Origin of the sequence: Desulfomonile tiedjei (genome assembly GCA_016212925.1) — a bacterium.
Taxonomy (GTDB): Bacteria; Desulfobacterota; Desulfomonilia; order Desulfomonilales; family Desulfomonilaceae; genus JACRDF01.
Map to the genome: position 1 here is coordinate 121,197 of JACRDF010000003.1, position 21,453 is coordinate 142,649.

The 21,453-nt window shown below is 54.8% G+C and carries 16 protein-coding genes; 8 read left to right on the forward strand and 8 right to left on the reverse strand.

The annotated features are described in order from the left end of the window. Positions 1–88 precede the first annotated feature (88 nt). Together rtcA and HY913_01165 are read left to right on the forward strand one after the other, a co-directional pair. The gene (gene rtcA, locus HY913_01160; protein ID MBI4961862.1) at positions 89–1,132 is read left to right on the forward strand and encodes an RNA 3'-phosphate cyclase; all 1,044 of its coding nucleotides are present in this window, start codon (positions 89–91) and stop codon (positions 1,130–1,132) included. Positions 1,133–1,524: 392 nt separating this feature from the next. Beyond that, positions 1,525–2,748, forward strand: a complete 1,224-nt coding sequence (locus HY913_01165) for an MFS transporter (protein MBI4961863.1) — start codon at positions 1,525–1,527, stop codon at positions 2,746–2,748. Between the two features lie 326 nt (positions 2,749–3,074). Here HY913_01165 and HY913_01170 read toward each other — a convergent pair whose 3' ends face one another. Then, entirely contained in the window at positions 3,075–4,919 is a 1,845-nt protein-coding gene (locus HY913_01170) for a hypothetical protein (GenBank protein MBI4961864.1), read from the reverse strand. Positions 4,920–5,318: 399 nt separating this feature from the next. Between HY913_01170 and HY913_01175 the strand changes: the two genes are divergently transcribed. From HY913_01175 to HY913_01195, 5 genes are all read left to right on the forward strand, one after another. Then, positions 5,319–6,080: an MBL fold metallo-hydrolase gene (locus tag HY913_01175; protein ID MBI4961865.1), complete on the forward strand. Its 762-nt coding sequence runs from the start codon at positions 5,319–5,321 to the stop codon at positions 6,078–6,080. A 123-nt stretch (positions 6,081–6,203) separates the two neighbouring features. Continuing rightward, a complete protein-coding gene (locus HY913_01180; GenBank protein MBI4961866.1) occupies positions 6,204–9,146 on the forward strand; it encodes a PBP1A family penicillin-binding protein in 2,943 nt (980 codons plus the stop codon). A 91-nt stretch (positions 9,147–9,237) separates the two neighbouring features. Then, positions 9,238–10,260 (forward strand): tRNA 2-thiouridine(34) synthase MnmA, encoded by a 1,023-nt coding sequence (mnmA, locus tag HY913_01185; protein ID MBI4961867.1) that lies wholly within the window; start codon positions 9,238–9,240, stop codon positions 10,258–10,260. Between the two features lie 328 nt (positions 10,261–10,588). Next, positions 10,589–11,473, forward strand: coding sequence for a PAC2 family protein (locus tag HY913_01190; protein ID MBI4961868.1), 885 nt, complete (start codon positions 10,589–10,591; stop codon positions 11,471–11,473). A gap of 181 nt (positions 11,474–11,654) precedes the next feature. After that, entirely contained in the window at positions 11,655–12,659 is a 1,005-nt protein-coding gene (locus tag HY913_01195; protein MBI4961869.1) for a hypothetical protein, read from the forward strand. A 13-nt stretch (positions 12,660–12,672) separates the two neighbouring features. Here HY913_01195 and HY913_01200 read toward each other — a convergent pair whose 3' ends face one another. After that, positions 12,673–13,386, reverse strand: a complete 714-nt coding sequence (locus tag HY913_01200; GenBank protein MBI4961870.1) for an ABC transporter ATP-binding protein — start codon at positions 13,384–13,386, stop codon at positions 12,673–12,675. A 57-nt stretch (positions 13,387–13,443) separates the two neighbouring features. Next, positions 13,444–14,664 carry an efflux RND transporter periplasmic adaptor subunit gene (locus HY913_01205; protein MBI4961871.1) on the reverse strand — a complete coding sequence of 407 codons (1,221 nt, stop codon included), beginning with the start codon at positions 14,662–14,664 and terminating at the stop codon, positions 13,444–13,446. Positions 14,665–15,084: 420 nt separating this feature from the next. Between HY913_01205 and HY913_01210 the strand changes: the two genes are divergently transcribed. Beyond that, positions 15,085–15,897, forward strand: a complete 813-nt coding sequence (locus tag HY913_01210; protein MBI4961872.1) for a 1-acyl-sn-glycerol-3-phosphate acyltransferase — start codon at positions 15,085–15,087, stop codon at positions 15,895–15,897. A 332-nt stretch (positions 15,898–16,229) separates the two neighbouring features. On the opposite strand, the gene HY913_01215 is transcribed toward HY913_01210, so the two are convergent. The 5 genes from HY913_01215 to HY913_01235 all read right to left on the reverse strand — a co-directional run bounded on the left by HY913_01215 (position 16,230) and on the right by HY913_01235 (position 21,267). Continuing rightward, positions 16,230–17,000 carry a 3-oxoacid CoA-transferase gene (locus HY913_01215; GenBank protein ID MBI4961873.1) on the reverse strand — a complete coding sequence of 257 codons (771 nt, stop codon included), beginning with the start codon at positions 16,998–17,000 and terminating at the stop codon, positions 16,230–16,232. 47 nt (positions 17,001–17,047) lie between these two features. Then, the gene (locus HY913_01220) at positions 17,048–18,034 is read right to left on the reverse strand and encodes a CoA transferase subunit A (GenBank protein MBI4961874.1); all 987 of its coding nucleotides are present in this window, start codon (positions 18,032–18,034) and stop codon (positions 17,048–17,050) included. Positions 18,035–18,110: 76 nt separating this feature from the next. Continuing rightward, the gene (locus HY913_01225) at positions 18,111–18,659 is read right to left on the reverse strand and encodes a GNAT family N-acetyltransferase (GenBank protein MBI4961875.1); all 549 of its coding nucleotides are present in this window, start codon (positions 18,657–18,659) and stop codon (positions 18,111–18,113) included. A 462-nt stretch (positions 18,660–19,121) separates the two neighbouring features. Further along, a complete protein-coding gene (locus HY913_01230) occupies positions 19,122–19,340 on the reverse strand; it encodes a hypothetical protein (GenBank protein MBI4961876.1) in 219 nt (72 codons plus the stop codon). A 1,450-nt stretch (positions 19,341–20,790) separates the two neighbouring features. After that, entirely contained in the window at positions 20,791–21,267 is a 477-nt protein-coding gene (locus HY913_01235; GenBank protein MBI4961877.1) for a cache domain-containing protein, read from the reverse strand. Positions 21,268–21,453 lie beyond the last annotated feature (186 nt).

The window sequence follows — 21,453 nt, forward strand, 5'->3', positions numbered from 1 at the left end:
GTAGTTCCGCAGACCTTTTCGGATGTGGCGACGCGGAGCTAAGACACGGACCCTTTACACAAAAAGGTTCGCACGTATATCGGACATCATGATCGAGATCGACGGTGCGACACATTCAGGAAGCGGCACTATACTTCGATATTCGATGGCATTGGCCACGCTGAGGCGGGAGCCCCTCCACATCGTTCGAATCCGGGCGAAGCGTCCCAAACCCGGATTGAGGGCTCAGCATCTCAGCGCGGCCCGTGCTTGTGCGTCAGTTTCCGCGGGAAGCCTGGAGGGCGCAGAAGTCGGCTCTCAAGAGATCGTTTATCGACCCGGAAATGTCCTGAAGGGCGGCGAGTTTCATTTCGATATAGGCACCGCCGGTTCCACAACGATGCTGGCGTTCACTTTGATCCCGCCGGCGCTATTTGCCGAAAGCCCTTCCCGCTTCATCATCACCGGAGGCCTGTTTCAGGACTTCGCGCCCAGCTTCTTCCACATGAAAAAAGTGCTGGTACCCATCCTGCGTGAAATGGGAGCTGACGTGCGCCTTGAGATGATCAGGCCCGGCTATGTTCCAAGGGGAGCCGGCAGGCTGAAACTCGAACTCACCCCTTTGGCCGGTCCGTTGGGAGCGTTCCGCAGGGTGGAGCAGGGCAGGGTAAAAGCTCTTCGCGGCATTTCTCTTGCCTCCCATCTCTCCGAACAACAGGTGTGCCGGCGGATGGCGGATCGGTGTGTCGAAAGGCTGAGAAAAAGGGCCTTTGCTCCCGAAATCGAACTCGTGGAAGATTCGACGGCTGCGCAAAAGGGAGCAGCTTTGCTCGTTTGGGCCGAGACCGACAGTGGTTGTCTAATCGGAGCGGATCAGGCCGGCGCACCAGGTCGCAGGTCCGAGGCCATCGGCGATTTTGTGGCAAGAACATTACTGGAAGATCTTGACTCAGGCGCTGTCACTGACCGACATGTTGCAGATCAGTTGATCCTTTTCGCCGCACTGGCCCGAGGCACAACCGAATACACCGTCCCATTTGTCACTGACCATGTTAAGGCCAACTTGTGGCTCGTACAGGAAATCCTGGGCGTGCAGACCCATCTCCGGGATAATCACGTTCGAGTAGAAGGAATCGGGTTCCGAAGTCACTGAGACGAGTTGAGCAGACATATGGGGCAGTCCCGTGAGGCGCGGGATTCCAGCCTGCTTATCCTATAGCGATGCTCGAAAGTAATGTCCGATTGACTGACGGGTGCCACTGCTGAAACTGTCTCAGAATCGAGGATTCTGCGATGGCACCGGTAGGGGCGGTTTGTGAACCGCCCGAAATCAGGGCGCTTCTCGAAGCGCCCCTACCCGGGAACTCCTCTGTTCCAGGGTTTTGAGACAGTTTCTAAATCGCCGGGCTACTATCATGTGTTCCTACGGAACCCTGAACTGCACCTGGTGCCACGGATATGCAAAGCTCATCCGTGGTTTTCAACTCGTTGGAATACAGGACGGGCAAGAGTCCTACTGCCCGCATGATATCCAGGAGAGACCGGATGACGCATACAAGAAGAGGCATTTTAGCCATAATCGGGGCCTCGATGGCCATCTTTTGGTCTGGCGGCTTCATCTTTGGATTTCCCGGCGTCATGGCTTCTTATTGGCAGGACCTTTTCCACGTGGGGAAGGGAGCCATAGGAAACATTCTGTTCTTTGTTCTAGCAGCCGTGGGAATCTTCATGTTCTTCGTCGGGCGATGGCAGGAGACGTACGGCACTCGAGCGATGATCACCATCGGCGCCATCTTGACCGGCCTGGATATGTTCCTGATCGCGCATGCTTCAAACCTTTTCTGGCTTTATTTGTGGGCTTTTATTATGGGGGCCGCTTCCTGTTTTGTTTACATTCCGGGCCTTACCATGGCTCAGCGTTGGTTCCCGGCCAGACGAGGCCTTGTGTCGGGCATCGTGAACCTAATGTTCGGCGTGGCTGCAGCCGTGATGGCGCCCCTGTTCGGGATTCTCCTGGCTTCTCTCGGCTATGTTTTGATGAACTATGTCATGGCAATAGTTGCTCTGGTGATCGGGGTTGTCGCCGCTCAGTTTACGGACGCGCCTCGAACGGCTTTGCCTCAGGAAGGAGCCGCGGCGTCTGGGTCGGCCGCTGCTCAGGGTTTGGGACGTTCTCTGACTGTCAGCGAAAGCCTCAGGACGAGCAGTTTCTGGTTTCTCTGGATTACCTGGGCATTGCAGGGGGCAGCCGGAATAGCCATGGTCACGTTGTCAACGGCATTCGGCCTGTCACGCGGGTTTAGTCTGGAATCTGCCGTGATTCTCCTGACAGCCTTCAGTGCGGCGAACGGGGCAAGCAGACTGGTCACCGGCTTCCTGTCGGACATTGTGGGGCGGAACTTTACCATGAGCGTCACTTTCCTCGCCGCGGCAGTGGCTTATTTTATTCTCCCGCACTCCCACAGCCTGGTTGTTATGGCGGCTCTGGCCGCGGTCATCGGATTTGCTTTCGGGACGCTTTTCGGCGTATCGGCACCGCTTGCCACCGACTGCTTCGGCTTGCAGCATTTCGGTGCGATTTTCGGGCTAGTATTCACGGCCTATGGATTTATCTCAGGGGCAATAGGCCCCTCCCTGGCGGGATATATATTGGACGCCACGAACGGCAACTTCTTTGCGGTTTTTGCCTACCTGGGGGTCTTCTGTCTGCTGTCCGGGGTCTTCATTCGGTTTGTCGTGCCTCCGCATGCCAGCCACCCAGGGACGTGAAGCAGGTATGCGGGGCACCCAGCCTGCCTGTCCTAATACCAGTTCGCTATTATTCTCGTAACATCGAGGATAGCAGCTGTCATTGCGAGGAGCGAAGCGACGAAGCAATCTCTCGCCACTGAGATTGCTTCGGGCTCGACGCCCTCGCAATGACAACTTTCGGCAATGTTATATTTTTTATGGCGAATCGGTATAAGAGTAAGTGTTGGCATGCTTTCCAGCCTGCCCCACAACCACAAGTCCCCCCATCATGGCAAGATTGCACAAAAAAACGGAGGGCCTGTAAGCCCTCCGTTGGTTTCGTCGATTGATCGTTTGATTAGGCTTTAGAACTCGGCCGTGAACTTCAGTTCCAAAGCAAATATGCCGTCTATGGTTCTGTTCGGGTTTATGCCCCAGAAGTTGCTGGCCCTTCCCACGTTCCAGTTCACCTGGGCACTCTTGTCGACGCACGCATAGTTCCACCACCTACCGGGTTTCCAGTAGGCGAAGGTGGTATTGAGCAGCAAGCCTTCCAGAAGCTTCCAGTCAACGCCCCAGTCGATCTCCCATCCCAAATTGGTGTCGGGGATATTAGGCGCTGAACTCCGGGAGTTAAGGTTCAGGACAACAGCACTGTTTGAGGCCTGCGCGCCCGCCAAGGTGCCGCCGATGTCAACGTTGGGCCTGATAAAGCCCCAGCCCCAGCCGCTCTTGGACGCGCGGTCGGCCCACATAAAGCTCGTGTAAAAGTTCAGGTTCGCTGCCACGGCATAGTCGACCCTTGCTGCGAAGATTGACGCGTCATCGGCATAGCCGTTGCCTGTGTCGGCATTTATAAACGCGCCGAGACCATAAGTGTAAACCATGAGGTAGCTATAAGGCCGGAACAGCCCTGTGTTTGAAAAATTGGTCGCCGCAGCACGATATACGGTGGTGGTATCTGTGCTGGTCGCAGGAGTGGTAATCAGACCTGTCCTGTCTATCTGAATGCCGTTCCGCCTGTCAGGGCCTGACAACCAGGCATAAAGGCCCGCAACTTTGGCAGGTCCGCAAAGGACACCAGATTCCATAACGAACCGCAGGGCTTCAACGTACTCATCCCTGGTTTGGGGCGCTGATCCAAGCCCGGCGGTGCCGGTCTGAAGGGCAGCCAAGGTCCTTACTTGAGGCACGCCCGCGTCGTTTCCCTGCCTGAATCTTGCCGTTATGTAGTCAAAAGCACCCTCTGCATTGAAGAAGAAACGCCCGTTGTTATACTTGATATACAGCGAGCCAAACTGATCGAGAAAATCTTGGCGGTATCGCGTGGCATTCCTGGACGTTACACCGCCCTGCGTGGCACCGGGAGCTGCAATGACACTTTCACCGCCACGATGTTGGTCTGAACCATAGTTGTAGCGAATACCGATGTCCACGGGCCCGCTTCTGTAAACGGCAGTTGCCGAGGCGTCGACAATTCTGCCGTTGTTCTTGTCAAAGTCGGTATTGAAAAATCCGGTGCCTGCCGATCGTCTTGCCGGGTGAAACCCCAACACCATCGTTAGGGGTCCGTAAGGAACAGACATCGAAAAGGATTCTGATGTGCGGTGTTCTATACCATTGTAGAAGAGGCCTGTGCCGAAAATGTTAGGTCTCTTGCCCAAAGTCAATATACCCCAGGGAGTCTGCGCGGTCATCCACAGAGTGTTCCAGTATCCAGGGGAGAAAGAGCGCTGAACGCCAGGAAACCTGTTGTTCAAATACTCGGACGCTACGAGGTCCCCGAGGCCGCGGTCGGTGGCGCCGAAAAACGGGGCTGCCGTCCCGAATGGGTTCCACTCGCCGATCCAGTAACTGCCCCTGACGCGAACAGCAGGATTGATCCTCAGTTCCATGTTGTTGATCATGTATTGGGTCTGCCATGCGGCGTCGGAGCCTGAAACCAAGTCAAAGGCCTGAATACCCAACCATGCATTGTATGGCGCAAACGTTCCGGCGGCTACCGCTATCGGTGCTGTTGCATTCGCTATCGCGGGCTGCGAAACGTCGTACCGGCCGAAAAAGCCGTTCTTACCGCCCTGCGACCTGATGTCATACTCCCAGGTCCAGGCGCCGGTCATCGTGAATTCCCATGCCGATGCCGGAGCCGCGAACATGCCAATGCTCAGGCTCAGCACGACTGCTAACAACCAAACCCTATTATGACGCATTTGGATTTCCTCCTTAACACGAAGGACGATCCCGCTTTCTACGCGAGATGTCGCCCCAATTCAAACGAACACAAATGCTCCCCCGCCTGAAAGTTCATGGCAGAAACTTCCCAGCGGTTTCGAGCAGTTAACTTTTGCAGACAAATATTGGGAATGATTCTACGTGTGCCATGCAGCGATGTCAAGCGAAAAGCGCCTTAGCGAAATCCTAACAAAGACGGTGAATGGCCATTGCAAGCGAAAGATTGCTCACCGCCGAGATCACAGAGGCCGCCGCGAGAACACGAAGGGTCCGGAGTGATGTTACAGTAACCGTCCTGCGGCGATCTCCGCGGTGAAAGATTACCATTTCGCGGTCGGCATCGGTATAATGTCAGTGGAAGCGAGGGAGGAAGCTTCATGGAAATCACGATACTGGGCAGCGGAACCGCGACACCGAGCCTGGAACGCAACGCTTCGGGCCTGTGCGTGCGAGGCTCCGGATCGTGGACGCTTGTGGACATGGGTCCTGGAACTGTGCGCCGAATGTGTGAGGCCGGCATAGATTCAAAGTGGATCGATGCGATTCTCATAACGCATTTTCATCCGGACCATGTCTCCGACCTGGTTCCTTTCCTGTTTGCCTCAAACTACGAGTACGGAGTGGTCCGCAGCGACCCCTTCCACTTGATAGGCCCGACGGGTCTGGAACAATTTTACCGAGCTTTGGTCGGAGTGTACGGGGATTGGATAGTTCCCAAGGGTGATCGGCTGGTTCTTCGGGAGATGGACGCGCGTGCACCTGGAAGTTTGGAGCTGGATGGATTTATAATACGTTCGAGCCCCGCTGTTCACTCCTTTCCCAGCCTCCACTACAGGATCGAAGCGGATGGCGTGTCTGTCACGGTTTCCGGTGACACGGATTTTTCGGAAGGTTTGATTGATTTGGCGCGGGGCACGGAAATCCTGATATGTGAGTGCTCCATGCCGGATGAATTGAAGCAACCGGGGCACTTGGTCCCGTCGGAGGCAGGGCTTATCGCGGAGCAGGCACCTGCCAAGAAGCTGGTCTTGACGCACTTCTATCCACCCTGTGACGACGTGGACGTGGTCAAACAGGCTGCCAGGGTCTATTCGGGTGAAATCGTGAAAGCCCGAGATCTTATGGTTCTTTCCCCTTGAATAAGAAAGCGACCCAAGATATGGTAACCATTCATAGAATCGTGGGGCAGGCTTTCCCGGCCGCCTGTCCGGAATCTCAGTGATGACAGGCTGAAGAGCCTGTTCCACAAGAAGTGATCCATTGTGAACAAAGCACTTCAAAAAATCGTCGGCAAAAGCCTTCTCACAATCTTTGTCCTGATCCCTCTTATCCTCCTCCTGGAAATTCCCATTTTCCTGGGTGGCGCTGTGCTGGGAACCTATTTGGTTTTTTCCAGACAACTCCCTCAAATTCCGGGATTAGAGACCTACCAGCCACGCACGGTTTCGACATTTTACTCGGACGACGGCACGGTGATCGGGATTTTCTACAAAGAGAGGCGCTTTGTGGTTGAGCTGTCTCAGATTCCGCCTCATGTTATCAAGGCATTTCTAGGAGCGGAGGATTCCAGATTTTACGAGCATTCCGGTGTAGACTGGCGGGGCTTTGGCCGGGCGGTGTTGGCCAATCTCAAAGCCGGCAGGATAGTGCAGGGCGGCAGCACCATAACGATGCAACAAACCCGTAACTACCTGTTAACCAGGGACAGGACCGCGTCCCGCAAGATCAAAGAAATCCTCCTGGCTTCTCGTATCGAAAAGTTGTGGGGCAAGGAAAAGATCCTCTACATCTACCTGAACGAGATCTATCTTGGTGAAGGCTCTTACGGGGTGGAGGCGGCTGCCAGAAGCTATTTCGACAAACCCGTGGAGCACTTGACGGTTGCTGAGGCCGCGCTCATTGCCGGTCTGGTGGCGAGCCCCGCACGTTTCAATCCCTTCAAGAGCGAGGAGCTTGCACGGCAAAGGCAGTTGACGGTGCTGGGACGAATGCTCCGTGCGGGCTTCATCACCGAAGAAGAATATGAAAAGGCCAAGCAGCAGAAATTGTTCATCAAGAAGGACGTGACGAAACCTTTTGACCTGGTGCCGGATTTTGCCGAAGAAGTCCGCCGTTACATCATTAAAAAGTACGGCGAGCAGAAGCTTTATCACGAAGGGCTCAAGGTCTTCACCACCTGCCGGATCGACTATCAGCGGCATGCCCAGGAGGCGGTGGAGAAGGGCCTCGCGGAGATAAAGGCGCGGCAGAAGCATTTCGCTATAGTCAACACCATACCCCCCGGTCAGATCGACGAACTGCTTCAGGGCCGGGTCAATCCGAATTTGGCTGAAGGCCGTGTATACCAGGGGATAGTGACAAAAGTTAACCGCAAGAAGGCCGAAACCGACCTGGATGTTGCTTTCACCAAGCGAATCAGGGGGCGAGTGAAGCTTGAGGGACCTGCACCCATATACAAAGTGGGCCACGTGCTGGCCCTCCGTTTCGAGAAATTTGTCGGTGAAACACCGATGTTCGTCCTGGATGACAATCCCCAGCTTCAAGGCGCCCTGGTGTGTATAGAAAACCGGACGGGATACGTGCGGGCTCTGATCGGCGGCGTTTCCGGAGAGCGTTTTCAGTTCAACCGCGCGGTTCAGGCGAGACGCCAGCCGGGCAGCGCTTTCAAGCCCTTGATCTATGCTGTGGCAATTGAAGAGAAGAGCTACAGCCCTGCCACAATAATCATAGACGAACCCACAAGATTTCCGGTCGATTTCGACAAAGAAGAACTGGACTGGCAGCCCAGGAACGCGGGAGGAGACTACCTGGGGCCTCTGAGTTTGCGCCGAGCGCTCGAACTGTCCCGCAACATCTGCACCGCGAAAATTCTATATGACGTGGATTTTGGCCCGGTAATCCGTATGGCAAAAGCGATGGGGATTCGGTCTCCGCTGGGCAGCAACCTCTCGCTTAGCCTCGGGACCTCGGAAGTGACCCCGATGGAGCTAACCTCGGCTTACACAGTTTTCCCCAATAGTGGTGTTCATGTCCAGCCCATCCTGGTCAAACGGATTGAGGATCGTTTTGGAAACGTCCTGGAAGACAATTCGGCCGTGCCATTATTGGACGCGTCGGAAATACCCCACCCGGTTCCGCGAGAGGAGATCAGGTCCGACCAAAACATAAATTTCGGGGCCACTGACACAGATTACGACGAGGAACAGGAAACCACGGATTCGGAGACCGAGTTTGCCGAAACCCCGCGGCCTGTAGCTCGGGACACCGGCGATGCGCCAAAAGCCGGTGGCCCGACGCGCAGCGCCTCGTCCCACAAGAGGGCAAGGGCGGCCATGTCTCCGCAGACGGCCTATATCATGACGGACCTGCTCCACGGAGGCGTAACCCACGGGACCGGTGCGCGCATGAGTAAGTACTTGAAGCGCAAAGACTTAGCCGGAAAGACGGGCACCACCAATAAGGCGGCTGATGCGTGGTTCATAGGGTTCAATCCTGATTTCACGACCGGTGTGTGGGTGGGCTTCGACGAATTGAGACCCCTTGGGCCCCGTGAGGAAGGCGCCCGCGCCGCATTGCCGATCTGGGGCTACTTCATGAAGGAGGTCCTGGACAAACGGCCTGAAAAGGAATTCCCGGTCCCTCCGGACATAACCTTCAAAGACATGCTGACCATTGACGGCAGTTCCAAGGAGGGGTTTGCTCCAAAAACGGTTCGGGAACCGGTATACACCCCTTTCATGAACCGAACCCTGGTCCTCTCTCCAACGGATGAGCCCGAAGTGCTGGCCACCTACACCAGGGGGGTGAGTTTGTTGCCGGCCCCCTATGATCAGGCCACACGAGCATATCAGGCCCCAGGGGCTCAATATCCGCCCGGGCAGCCTTCCGGAGTCGTTCCGCCGGGACCGGGTAGGGGCGTCCCCCTGAACCCCCTGGATGGAAGGAACCTTTTTCCTGAAGAAGCTCGGGGAGTACAGCCGCCCTATGCCGCGCCAGGGGCAAGCACGGCGCCCCCTTTGACTCCGGGCCAACGTCTTCCCTCTCCGCCACCACGGGAAATGCTTCCGCCGGTCACGTCTCCGTCCCCCCAAGCACAAGGACTTCCTCCGAGAGAAGTCGCTGTGCCGGATCAGGAAATGGAGCGGCCGAGATCTCGCACCAAATACGAGCCGCTTTTTTATCAGCAGCGGCACAGGAACCGCTGAAAACAGTTGGTATCCGAAGAAGTGATCCGGCCTAATTGCCAGGGACTTTGGATCCTAACTCTGCGATCGCGCATCGGTATCGGGAGTTGCTATGCGAGTGGCTGTGGCCATGAGTGGAGGCTTGGACAGTACCGCGTCCGCGCTAATCCTGAAGCGAGACGGGCACGACGTAATTGGATTTCACGCTCTGCTGCATTCCGGGTCCGACAAATCCTGGGAAATGGCCCAGGCCGCGGCTGAACAGATCGGGGTCCCGATTCACCAAGTCGATCTGTCTGAGGAGTTCCAGGCTCTTGTAATAAGATACTTTGTTGCTGAATATTCCGGAGGCCGGACGCCGTCGCCGTGCCCTATGTGCAATCGCTTCATCAAAATGACACTTCTGTTCGACCAGGCTCGTGCGTTCGGCTGCGAAAAAATGGCTACGGGCCACTATGCCAGAATCGGCCTCTCCCCGGAGGGGCCTGTTTTGCTCCGAGGTAAAGATAGAGCGAAAGACCAATCGTATTTTCTGTTCATGTTGACCCCTGAGATTCTCGGCAGCACGATCTTTCCGCTGGGAGGTTTCACCAAAACTCAGGTAAGAGACTTGTTGCGAAGTGAAGGCATTTCAGTTTGGGAATCCGACGAATCGCAGGAACTGTGCTTTATTGCCGAGGGGAACTACAGGGACTTTCTGAGCATTCACGGAACAAAGGATCGCCCTGGTCGAATAGTCGATCGTCTTGGAAATACATTAGGTACACACCGAGGTATAACGAATTATACCGTGGGCCAACGCCGAGGGCTGGGTATTTCTCGGCCAAAACCTCTCTATGTAATCCGAGTAGATCCTGAAACCAACACGGTGGTTGTCGGCACCAAGGAAGAGACCCTGAAGTCAGGCTTCACCATTAACAAAGTAAACCTACTGGCTGTTAAGGCACCCTTACCGGGAGATCGGCTCCACGTGAAGATCAGGTCCACGTCACCGTCCGTGCCCTGTGCAATAAAGGATTTCCAGGGCGATGCAATGGAGATAAGGTTTGACACACCGCAGTCGGGTGTTGCTCCGGGACAAGCCGCCGTGCTTTATTCGGGCGAGCAGGTCGTTGGAGGAGGCTGGATCGCGTGATACCAGGGAATAAATGTTGCAAGGAGGCCCTTTTCCGGCGCAATAGATTGTTTACGTAGCTCCGCGGGTTTTGTCAATGCTGTGGAAGCATGGTTCAGCGGATTTGCCTCAGGAAGGGGCTCACTATTTTCATTGCTGTAAGTGTCAAATAATTCGTGGACAAGAGTGAGACAAAAGGCATAATCCATTAAACAAAATACGTTCCCGCCGTAAGTTATCTCGGACCCTCGCCCATTCCACCTGCCTTGGGGCCTGGGTCCTGTTCCGTGCTTGATCTGACCGGTGGAGGTAGATTAGAATAGGTGTGCCTTGTGAGGGGCGAGCGAAAATGACGGAATCTGTGCCGCGGTCGTACATTGAATGGGACCATGTGCCCAACCTCCGAACACCCGTCCTGGTTGCGGGGTTCCACGGGTGGTCCGACGCCGGTGGTGTGTCTACGGACACCATTCAATACCTGGTCGAAGTCTTGCAGCCCGTTGAGATAGCCGCCCTCAGTAACGAGCCGTTTGTGAATTACACGCTGGATCGGCCTGTGGCTCAGATCGAAGACGGCATCATCCATGAGCTGGAACCGATGTCTTCTCAACTGTATTGTTGGAAGAATCCTTCGGGCAACCGCGATGTTGCCTTGCTTCTCGGGAAGGAGCCGCACCACGGATGGTTAACCTATTCGTCAGTGATTATTGATATAATCAGAAAGCTGAGTGTGCAACAGCTTTACACTGTCGGAGGGGTGCAGGATACTATTTCTCATTCAGCTCCCGCTGTCGTGACAGTCGTGGGCTCGTCCACTTCCGTTGTGGAGAGTGCACTTAAATCGGATGCTCAGGTACGAGCCGCTGATTACTATGGACCTATCAGCATTCATTCGTGCTTGGTAAAGGCATGCATGGACGCGGGTATTGACGCGCTCAGCCTGTGGGGCCATGTTCCTGCCTATCTGCAGAAAAATCCGCGGGTTGTCAACAAGCTGGTGTCCATTCTTAGTAAGGGCGTGGGCATGGAGTGTCCTGTGGACATTCTGGTGCAGAAGTCAATTGAACTTGACCGAAAAATAAATGAGGCCCTTGCTAAGGACCCGAACCTAAAGGACCTTGTGGAGCGAATCGAAGAAAGAGAAGATTTCAGGTCGCCTGCCTCTGCTGATGACAAAGTGATACGACTCAACGATTTTCTCAGGAGAGACCCCCACAAGGACCCTGGCCAATGACATACCGGAGACGCATTGCAATTGAGGCCGACACGTCGCGAAGGTCCCCGGGTAAGGCGTCGGTCCCGCGATGTCGTGGGACGAACTTGCTCCGGCGCGAGGCCCGACGGTGACGCGCCGTTTTCAATGCGTATCAATATGAGTAAACTGCCGCCGAGTATTTAGGGATCTGTTGCAACCCATGAACTCAAGCCAACTAGCAATCGAGATCATCCCGGATGTCACAATTGACGACAAGTATGCAGCGATAATTGCCCAAGCGTTGGCCAGAATAACCTCCTTTACCAACAACGCTCTTCGAGACAACCGCCTGCCTGAACTATTTATGCTCGACAAAACCAATATGACCATCGGCGCCGCTGCCAAGATCCTGGTGGCCAAAGGTCGCTTTCTTGCAGGTTTTCAATTTGAAACTCGCTCGGAGGAGTTGGATGATAATTTTCGTGTGTTTGTCCGAAAGCAACTGGAGGACGGCACGACTTTCAAATTCTACCTTACCCCCACTGTTCAGGAGATCATGCTCCAGTTGATCTCTTTGGAAGATCGTCGGACTGTAGCGATCTTTTCTATGCTTAACAGCTCCATGGAAGTGGGGTACCGCGTGCTCACGAAGCTCTACGCCAATCAACTGAGAAGGCTTGTGATACGCGCACCGATTTTTGTCAAAGACGGCATTTCGACGAAAATCGAAAAGATTGCCGTTTCAAAATCTCAGGACGATCCTGAATTGTGGAAAGTCCAATATGAACCGGCCACATCGCCTTCCGGCGGTCGAGCCGGCAACCGCCCCGGATCTCAGGACAACATTCTGCAGGTAATGATGGACGACAGCGTGTTTGCCGAATTGAATCAATACGTGGAAAACGTCATATCCCGGAGCGAGCGAATTAAGGCAAAACGGCAGCTAATAGAAGAAAACCCCGACATGCCCAGAGAAGAGATGTATGAACAGATGGTCCGCGAGGACCTGGATCAACTCGAAAACTGCTACGCACGGATTCATATTTACCTTAAAGCCTTCTATAAGAATAAGGACAGGAGAGTGGTCGGACAAAATCGCGTATTGAGACAGTTTTTTGGTAGCCAAATTGAAAAGATCACAGGCGAAACCTCACTTTTGGAGGATCTGCTGTCTCTTAATGAGGAAGAATATTTTACCAATATCTCGCGGCATAAAGAATTGTAGAGGCATCGCCTGATCACGGTTCATCCTTGAGCGAATCAGCGAGCACACCTTTGTCCAGGTAAAGGACCCGCTTGGATTTATGCGCTGCGCGAGGATCGTGAGTCACCATTATTATGGTCTTTTCAAACGACTCATTAAGGTCTCCCAGCAGATTCAACACATCGTTCGCGGAGTTCTTGTCCAGGTCGCCGGTAGGTTCGTCCGCGACCACAATGACAGGGTCGGTGACCAGCGCCCTGGCAATTGCCACCCTCTGTTGTTGGCCTCCGGAAAGTTGAGAGGGGTAATGATCCATCCTGTCGATCAGGCCGACCGCTTCCAGCGCGGCTATGGCATGTTCCCGTCGACTTCGATAGTCCAGAGAAGTGAGTAACAAGGGAAGCTGGACGTTTTCCAACGCGCTGAGCACCGGGATGAGATTGTAAAACTGAAATATGAATCCCACGTGAGTGGACCGCCAGCGGCTCATTTCGGATTCGCTGAGCTGTGTGATATCTACGCCCGCGATTTCCAGAACCCCCTCGTCAGCTGTGTCAATTCCGGCTATCAGGTTCAACAGAGTGGTTTTGCCGGACCCGGACGGTCCCATTAACGCGAGGAATTCTCCGTGGTCCACTTCCAAGAAGATGTGACTCAGCACCGAGATAGCCTGGTCGCCTCTGGTGTACGCCTTGCTGAGATCCCTTATCATTACAAGCGGTGGCGCTTCGGACCTGGTGCTTTTCATGTCAGATGACCGCTGACCCTGTAAGACGGGCGGTGCGCCTATTCTCGCGATGATGCGTCATTCCTTGGCCTTGACCCTGCTGCCATCCTTCAGCCGGTTATCAGGTTTGAGTATTATTGTATCGCCCTCTTTTAGCCCGGCCAGAACTTCCAGATCATCTCCCCATTGTCGTGCGGTTGTCACGGGAACACCGTGGGCCTTGCCGTCATTGATTCGATAAACAATCTCATTGTTTCCGATCTTGGCGATCGAGGATGCCGGAACCGTGAGGAGTGGTTTGTCCTCGCCGGTCTTTAGCGGGCGAGACAGGAATGCGACCTTGGCGCTCATCTCCGGCAATACTCTGGGATCGATACGGTCGAATTTTATCTTGGTCAGGACCGTAGCTTTGGTACGGTCCGCGGTGGGGACGATCATATGGACCCGGCCCGGAAACCGGTCGTTGGGAAGCGCGTCCAGCCGAATTTCCGTAGGACCGCCGGGTTTCACTTTTTCCAGGCTCGACTCGGAAACGTCCACCTCGACCATAAGAGAGCCCATATCGGCCATGGTAACCACCGCGGCCTTGGCGTTCACAGAGGCCCCGAAGGGCGCCACGACCTCTCCCACGTCAGCGTTCTTGGTGAGGATCACCCCGTCAAAGGGGGCTCGTATAAACGAATACTCCAGGTTTACCTCTGATGAGTTCACCGAGGCCTGTGCCCGATGCACCCCGAAATTGGCGGAAGCCTCCATAGCGACGGCTTTTTTGTACCGAGCCTCTGCCGCGTCAAGCGCCTGCTCGGAGACCGCTCCCGATCCCCGCAGAGATTTTTGTCGGTTGTAATTGAGCGTTGCATCGTGTAGTTCAGCCTCGGCGTTTTTGAGAGCGGCATTGGCAACCTTCAAGGCCGCGCGGGCTTCTTCAAGGTTGGCCATAAGGTCTTTGTTCTCCAGCATGCCAAGGACTTCATTTTCTTTGACCTGTTTTCCCTCTTCAACGTAGAGCACCTGTAACCGGCCGGTAGCCTTGGACGCAACAGCGGCCTTTCTCTGGGCAACCACGTAGCCGCTGGCGTTTAACACGGCCAGCGCTCTTGACGGCAGGGTGAACGCGACCTTGGCGGTTTGAACTTCAACAGACCCGATCCAGTTTCCCGACCAGGCCAGGAATCCTATCGCAAGCGCCGCAAGTGCGAACGGTATGGCCCACAAAATCCAGCGTCTGCCTGCCAAGCGCGTTGCCGGCCGTCGGCGGTCATGTTCTATTTTTAATTTTGATAGGTCTTGTGTTTCCATGGGTACCGTTCGAATCACAGTTCGAGTAAGGTAGTGGGAAATCGGTTCTAAGTCAATTCAGTGAATTCGACATCTCACCTCGCCGTTGCACAGGGCGAAAAGACTTAGCGATCTCCACTCTCCGGTGGGACGGGCATCTTGCCGGTCATTCCAATGGAAAGGCGATATACCAACACGGGACTTTCCCGCCCCTGGAGATTGCTTCGGGCTTGTGCCCTCGCAATGGTAGTTGTAGCAGTAATGCGGGACGCGACGGACCTGGGCGCCCGGTCGCGAGGTGTTCGCGTGTAAAGGCCTTCCTTCTTTGCGCGAGCATCCGTACAGCGACGCGTGCGCGCTTCCATATAAATTGGACCGTTAGGATTTCTCTGAGTTGCCGGTTCCATGATATATAAATGACAAGGACGTCTGCACGGGTCGATGCTCGATGGCTCGGGTAAGCCAAAGGAGTTGAAAGTGCTGCTCTCTTTACACAGAGTTCTCAGGATTGCTCTCACAGCATTGGGTCTGGTAGTCATCACCGGAGTTTTAGCGCCGCCGTTAATGCTCATCGGTCTGATAACATCTTCCGGAAGGCTCACGTATCGGATGATGCGCTGGTGGGCCTGGGGCGTATCCAAGTGTATGGGGATCACTTTTTCTTTAATTGGTGCGGAAAAGGTCGTTCCGGGCCAGTCCTATATTGTGACTCCCAATCATCAGAGTTACGCAGACGTATTGGCCCTGGTTTCCGTTTTGCCTGTTTCGTTCCGGTGGGTGATAAAAAAAGAACTCCTGAAGGTGCCTCTTTTTGGGGGCGCACTGGCCGCCACTGGAGCGATCTCGCTCGACAGGTCCAACCGCACTCAATCGGTACAAAGACTACGTGCCGGCGCCGAAAAGCTCAAAGGTGGGTGGTCGGTGCTGATATACCCCGAAGGAACCAGGACCCCTGACGGACACCTACAGTCATTCAAAAAGGGAGCCTTCATGATGGCTGTACAAACCGGCATGCCGATCCTACCGGTGACCAGCAATGGCGCGCATAAGGTCCTGCCTAGGAAGACTCTATGGTTCCGGCCCGGCCATATAACCGTCACGATCGGTGATTCGATAAATACCGAAGGCCTGACGGAAAACGATGTGCCTGAACTCATGGAAAAAACACGACAAGCCGTTGCTAAGAATTTGGACGTTGACTACGATCCTTTTGCTGCAAGCCGGGCCCCCGGAATTAGACAGGAGAACTGCTAGAACGCTAATCTGACCTGCCTGCAATGTGCGGCATGGCAGGTAGAGCAGCTTAAAGAAAGGGCGATCTGCCGGAGGCGATCGTCACGTTCGAGCCTATGAATTATAGCGGTTGCAACAAATTCTAGTCCTTTGCACGGCCCGCGTTCAAAGAAAACCCGTAGGGCCCGGAGCCTGCCCCGGACCGCGATCCGGGGTCCCTGTCACGCCAGGGGCGTGATTGACGTGTATACGAAAAATGTACCGGCACGGAGGCCGCGACGTACCAATTTCCAAGAAGCGCTTTTCGCAATCAGACGCTTTTCTGGACACTTGCTATACTTCATGGAGTTTTATCATCGCCCTATCACTAATCTCAATGGGTCCACCTCTCCACGGAGGATTTTGAGTTCCGCGTGTGAAGGCGGGGAGGTTGTCTGCACAAAATCCGGTATGATCAGATCAAAGCCGGTTTCTTCTTTCACCTTGTTTATTTCCACGCGGGGGTGCATTGATTCCAGCTTCATGATCTTGGATTCGTCGTCAAATCCCAGCACTGCCAGATCGGTGATTATCTTGTACGGGCCGGTATTTGGCGGCAGGCCCGCCGCTTCCCTCGCGCCCGGCCCCGTGAGGTAGCCCGGGCTGGTCAAGAAGCTTACTTTCTCCACAAAACGCGATTTTGTGTGTACCGTCATAATCAAAGTGCGCCAGCACATGGAAGCAAAGTCATTCGCTCCGCCACTTCCCGGAAACCGTACCTTTGGTTTGTGATAGTCGCCTATCACCGTAGAATTTATGTTGCCGTATTTGTCAATCTCAGCGCCGCCAAGGAATGCATAGTCGACCAGGCCTCTGGAACACGTGGTCATCATTTCGCACATGCCCGCAGCCATGATGCCACGGAAGAAGGTCCTGGAGTCACCGACGGAAATCGGCATCTGCGGCATGGTAGGCGCGACTCCGCCTGCCTCGAAGAGGATGACCAGGCTGGGGGAGTTCATCTTTTGGGCCAACATCGCGGCGGCACATGGGGCCCCTGTGCCCACTGCCACGGTCTTTCCGTCCTCCAGATACCTTGAAGCCGCGCAAATCATCATTTCCATCATATTGTATTGAAGAGCCATCTCCACATCCTCCTTGGCGGCCTTTCCGGCCCGCGATGCCGCGGCTGTCACAAACGATCGACCAGCCCTTCGAGATTTCTCAGGTCCTTCATCCGTGCTATGCCTCCGCAAAGCTCCAGATACTCCTCAAAATGAGTCACATTGAAAATGTGTTTGTCGAGGAATTTGGCAAACTCATCCGGGTCTTTTTCCACTTTTAGCCACAGCCCGAGATGCTGCTCGTCGGAGAAGTATTCATACGGCATGTTGCCCGGGTAGCTCCCGTACGGAACTTCGATCACTGCGTCGACAAGATAAAACGGGATTACCGTGCGTGTCGGATTCAGCCGGATGGCATGATTACCGACGAATCGTTCGGTTGTGACAACAAGGTGTTTGGCAGCCCGCGCCAGCTCCAGGTCGGCTATGGAAATCCCCCGGATATGACAGTTGCCGTATATATCCGCCTCGTGGACATGGATGATCGCTATATCAGGCCAGATCGCGGGCAGAGCCACTAATTTCTTTCCGGTGAAGGGGCATTCTATGACCTTTGCCGCAGACATCTTGAACGTGTCCGTTCCCATCATACAGCGTGCGATGCCGAAGGAAACGCCTTCGGCCGCGGCTCGCAAGCGCACGGCCAGAGCGTAATTGGTCCATTCCGTCACCTCGACTTCGCCGGATTCCATGACACGCCGAGCGTTGGGCGACAACCCGCGTGCTTCGAGGCCCACTATGTACGCCGCGTCAACGCGATTGATACACCGGCCTGCGCAAAGTATTTGAAAGTCATGGGTGGAGGTGTGCCCAAAGAAGCCTAGATTCTTGCGCTTCTGGCGAACGATCTCGTGCAATGCTGCGGTGGGAATCCTGTTGGCACCGAACCCCCCCACTGCGAGGAAGCAACCGTCCGGAACAAATTTATCCACCGCTTCCTTGACGGTCATTCTCTTGTCGGTCATGGCGCGAGATTTCTTTGAAAAGAACTCGCGTGCGTTGTCCGGATCAGGGTCCATAAAGAGCACATTGCTGCCTTGTTCGACAACTTGCATGGTACCACCTCCAAAAGTTCAGGCAAATCCGGCTGGGAACCCGGTGAAATAGATTTCGGCTGTCAGCGACAGCGATCTATAGCTTCATCTCAATCTCGTAAAGGTCTGCTTGGGGGTCTTTTCGCACTGAGAAGCCTAGTTTTCCCGCCATAGCCAGCATTGTCGTGTTCTCGGGAGAGATAATCCCCCATAGCTCCGTCATGCCCAGGTCCCTGGCTACTTGAACGGAGATTTCGACCAGTTTTGCGCCTACCCCTTTCCCTTGCCACGGATCGCAGACCACCACCGCAAGTTCCCCTTTAGTGGACTGTGGGTGCCTTAAAATGCCGCACAGCCCGAGCATCCGCTCTCGAGAATGCGACTGCTCCAATGCGACCATCGCTACATTCTGTCGGCAATCGATTTGCGTGAAGCAGGCTACCATCTCGGGCGGGACGCTCTTCCAGTTTCTAAGGAACCTGAAAAAGATGCTCTTCGGCGACAACGAATTGAACAATCCCACCAATAGATCGGCATCCGTGCTCCTGATCGGTCTGATATAAATAGGATTGCCGTCCTTGGTGAAGGCCTTCGCTTCGTATCGCCCTGAATCTGGCTCTGGTGGCGTGGGTAGCGGTGTCGCCATAATGTCAGCCGCCTTAAACATGCCTGAACAGCTCAAAACCGACAGAGTAAATGCGCACCGACAACCGTGTGCGCTCCTCTTTAAGACGGAATAGTGAGCAACGGCTATGCCAACCCTGAAATTTGTCCACTGGCCACGTAACTATCGGAATTGACAGGAAACTACTTGAACGGGTGAGGCAGTCGGCGGTTAGGGGATGGAAAACATGTCAGGGTTTTTTGCAACTTGTAAAGGCATCGGAGTGAAAAGGACGTATGACTCGCGAATCGGGCAGGTGCGACGTTCCCATGATGGGAATGTCGCGGCCCCATATGCGACGGAGGACTCCTTTGCACGGCCGCGCTTCGTAATGATCGCGGATGAGGGGGTTGGGGAATCTGTGAGCTTTGTCAAGGCCACTACGCGCAAAAGAACTCCAGGAACAAGGTTCGGCTGACAACCCCGTGACCCTAAGGCCCGGAATCATTCTTCCAGGGCTATCTCTTCCAAGGGCTCTCTGCCGTGTTTCCTAACAAAACTCTCGAAAGCAGTCTGGTAAGCTGTTTCCGGAGGAGTTGCGGTCCGTTTGGACGCGATCTCGTCTTCCAGGGCCTGCTTAGCCTTGGCCAAGCGAAGCTCATTTCCGTCTCTAGCCGCCTGATCGACCCATTCCAGGGCTCTCAGAATCTCGGATCTGTTCATCACAAGGCCTCCTCGTTGAAGTCGCTGGATCAGATCGAATTGACATCACGAATGTGGGCCGCCGAAGTCACGCACGGCCGTAACGGACTGCCAGGCCGGCGCACCAATTCTCCATCGACCACTTTCAACTATATTACGTTAGTCCATTTACCCTGACGGATCAAGGACGACAAACCTGAATTACTTTTCACAACAGAGCATAAGAGGTTTTCGCCCTAAAAATTGGTGGAACGCTTCCGGATCACCGAAAGAAAAATTGAGGGCCGCATCCTTGTGGATAAACAGGTACGCAGGGACCGGGATGCCTGCCTTTTCGCGGTTGCGGTTCCTTTCCGGGCTTCTCGGTGCTGGGAACGGGAGACGGCTCCAAAGTGCGAGGAGTTTCCGGCGGCCGTGGCACAGCAGGAAACGCTTCCTTGGGGGCCCCCGGAACGATCTCCCCGGGCCTTCCCGGAGCGGCTTTCCCAGGAACCGTCGGACTGGTCAGCTTCTCGGGAGTAATTGTGCGCTGCTCTTCCGGCCGTGCCGGACGCAGGGGAATGGCAGGTGGCAGGACAGATTCTCTCGGAACCGGCGTTCCCGCGGAAGGCGGGGGAACGGGTTTTCTCTGCGGCGGCGGCTTCTCTTCGGTTATCACAGGAGGAGAGGGGGCCTGAACGCGTGGCGGTCGCGCAGGCGGTCCTTCGGGCGGTCCGGGTAGAGTCGGAACAATCACGGCTGGTGGGAGGCGGCTCCCCGGATACTTTTTCACAGGCGTGGGCTTACAGGGAGGACGCCGCGGCGTAGTCGGCGGAAAGCACGTCAATCTCGGCTTCGGTGGCGGCGTACAGGTTGTTCCGTCCCAACCGAGACAAACGGCCAGAAGGCTGCACGGAGCCGTGACAATATCGAGGACAAAGTCCGCCAAACCCCCCGTGGCCTCCCGGACCACGGGTTGACATGCCCAACTGTATTGAAAAACCACGAGAACACATGTCAAACTGATAACAATTACTCGCTTCATAGCACACCCTCCTCGCTGGCGTAGGAGGCATCGCTCTCAGATTCGCTTAGCCGGCGATCACTCCACAATAGCATGTTCAGCCATCCGCCATGTTGTGCGGTCGAATCACGCTCAGGACGGCCGCGGAAAATTCAATGCGTAAGGGAAAGCAAACATCGTCCTTCATCGCATCGCAAACGGCGATCGCTTAAGCATGCCTTACGGCGGCTCTATTAGTCAAACAGAATCTCCTCTCGGACGTTACTGTTCAGCCTTGCCGGGGAGTCAACTCGAGCGAAACGTGTCATTGCGAGCGCAGCGAAGCAATCTCTGGCTTTAGGGGCTGAGATTGCTTCGTCGCTTCACTCCTCGCAATGACATGGAACCGACAATTCCCATGTATAAGTTAAGAGGTTGCGCCCGGAAGCCGTTTGGCGCAAGGGGCTTCTTTCCTCGACTTCCTGACCTTTATCGACCGGCAGGTTTTGTGTCCAAATAGTAACCAGCCCCCACGTACAGGTCCTCTCCAGGAACCTTCTTGATAAAGGACTTTTTCGGTGACGGATCTTTTGAGCCAGGTTTGGCCCACTGGTATTCAACCCATCCTGAGCCTTGCGCTTCGACAACTTCCTTGAAGCGCTGGAACAAAGGGGTTTCAGCAGCATCTTTGACAAAGTTCAGGTTGACCCCTCGCAACGAATGCTCATGCGGATGGCCCACCATGACATTGTCCATTCTCATAGCAAACACATACAAATCCCCTTTGACAAAAGGGCCTTGCCTGTCGTTGACGGCTTTCAGCGTCGCTTCTTTGCCGCGATCTTTGACCATGGCAACCGCGCGCTCGACCAGGTTTTGCACCTCCTCGGCATCATCCGCCTTGGTCGGTCCGGACGCCGCAAACATAAACAACAGAACTCCCACCAAAAAAAGAACGGCTTTCATAACCTCCTCCTCACGTTAAATCAACATTGTAAAGATAGCCCAAACCCAGGGAGTATGGGGGTGCTCGCATCGCCAAGTCAAGATTGCTCGGCACCCGCAATCCCGCGCAGGTGCTAGTGCAATGCTAATGCCACGTGGCTCAAAAAGGGAGATCGGGGCGCCATCTACTATGAATTGTAGCAGAAT

What these genes read in the sequence shown, in the direction of transcription:
- rtcA (MBI4961862.1), top strand. Translation starts at nt 89, where the DNA reads ATGATCGAGATCGACGGTGCGACACATTCAGGAAGCGGCACTATACTT.
- HY913_01165 (MBI4961863.1), top strand. Translation starts at nt 1,525, where the DNA reads ATGACGCATACAAGAAGAGGCATTTTAGCCATAATCGGGGCCTCGATG.
- HY913_01170 (MBI4961864.1), bottom strand. Translation starts at nt 4,919, where the DNA reads ATGCGTCATAATAGGGTTTGGTTGTTAGCAGTCGTGCTGAGCCTGAGC.
- HY913_01175 (MBI4961865.1), top strand. Translation starts at nt 5,319, where the DNA reads ATGGAAATCACGATACTGGGCAGCGGAACCGCGACACCGAGCCTGGAA.
- mnmA (MBI4961867.1), top strand. Translation starts at nt 9,238, where the DNA reads ATGCGAGTGGCTGTGGCCATGAGTGGAGGCTTGGACAGTACCGCGTCC.
- HY913_01190 (MBI4961868.1), top strand. Translation starts at nt 10,589, where the DNA reads ATGACGGAATCTGTGCCGCGGTCGTACATTGAATGGGACCATGTGCCC.
- HY913_01195 (MBI4961869.1), top strand. Translation starts at nt 11,655, where the DNA reads ATGAACTCAAGCCAACTAGCAATCGAGATCATCCCGGATGTCACAATT.
- HY913_01200 (MBI4961870.1), bottom strand. Translation starts at nt 13,386, where the DNA reads ATGAAAAGCACCAGGTCCGAAGCGCCACCGCTTGTAATGATAAGGGAT.
- HY913_01205 (MBI4961871.1), bottom strand. Translation starts at nt 14,664, where the DNA reads ATGGAAACACAAGACCTATCAAAATTAAAAATAGAACATGACCGCCGA.
- HY913_01210 (MBI4961872.1), top strand. Translation starts at nt 15,085, where the DNA reads ATGCTCGATGGCTCGGGTAAGCCAAAGGAGTTGAAAGTGCTGCTCTCT.
- HY913_01215 (MBI4961873.1), bottom strand. Translation starts at nt 17,000, where the DNA reads ATGGCTCTTCAATACAATATGATGGAAATGATGATTTGCGCGGCTTCA.
- HY913_01220 (MBI4961874.1), bottom strand. Translation starts at nt 18,034, where the DNA reads ATGCAAGTTGTCGAACAAGGCAGCAATGTGCTCTTTATGGACCCTGAT.
- HY913_01225 (MBI4961875.1), bottom strand. Translation starts at nt 18,659, where the DNA reads ATGGCGACACCGCTACCCACGCCACCAGAGCCAGATTCAGGGCGATAC.
- HY913_01230 (MBI4961876.1), bottom strand. Translation starts at nt 19,340, where the DNA reads ATGAACAGATCCGAGATTCTGAGAGCCCTGGAATGGGTCGATCAGGCG.
- HY913_01235 (MBI4961877.1), bottom strand. Translation starts at nt 21,267, where the DNA reads ATGAAAGCCGTTCTTTTTTTGGTGGGAGTTCTGTTGTTTATGTTTGCG.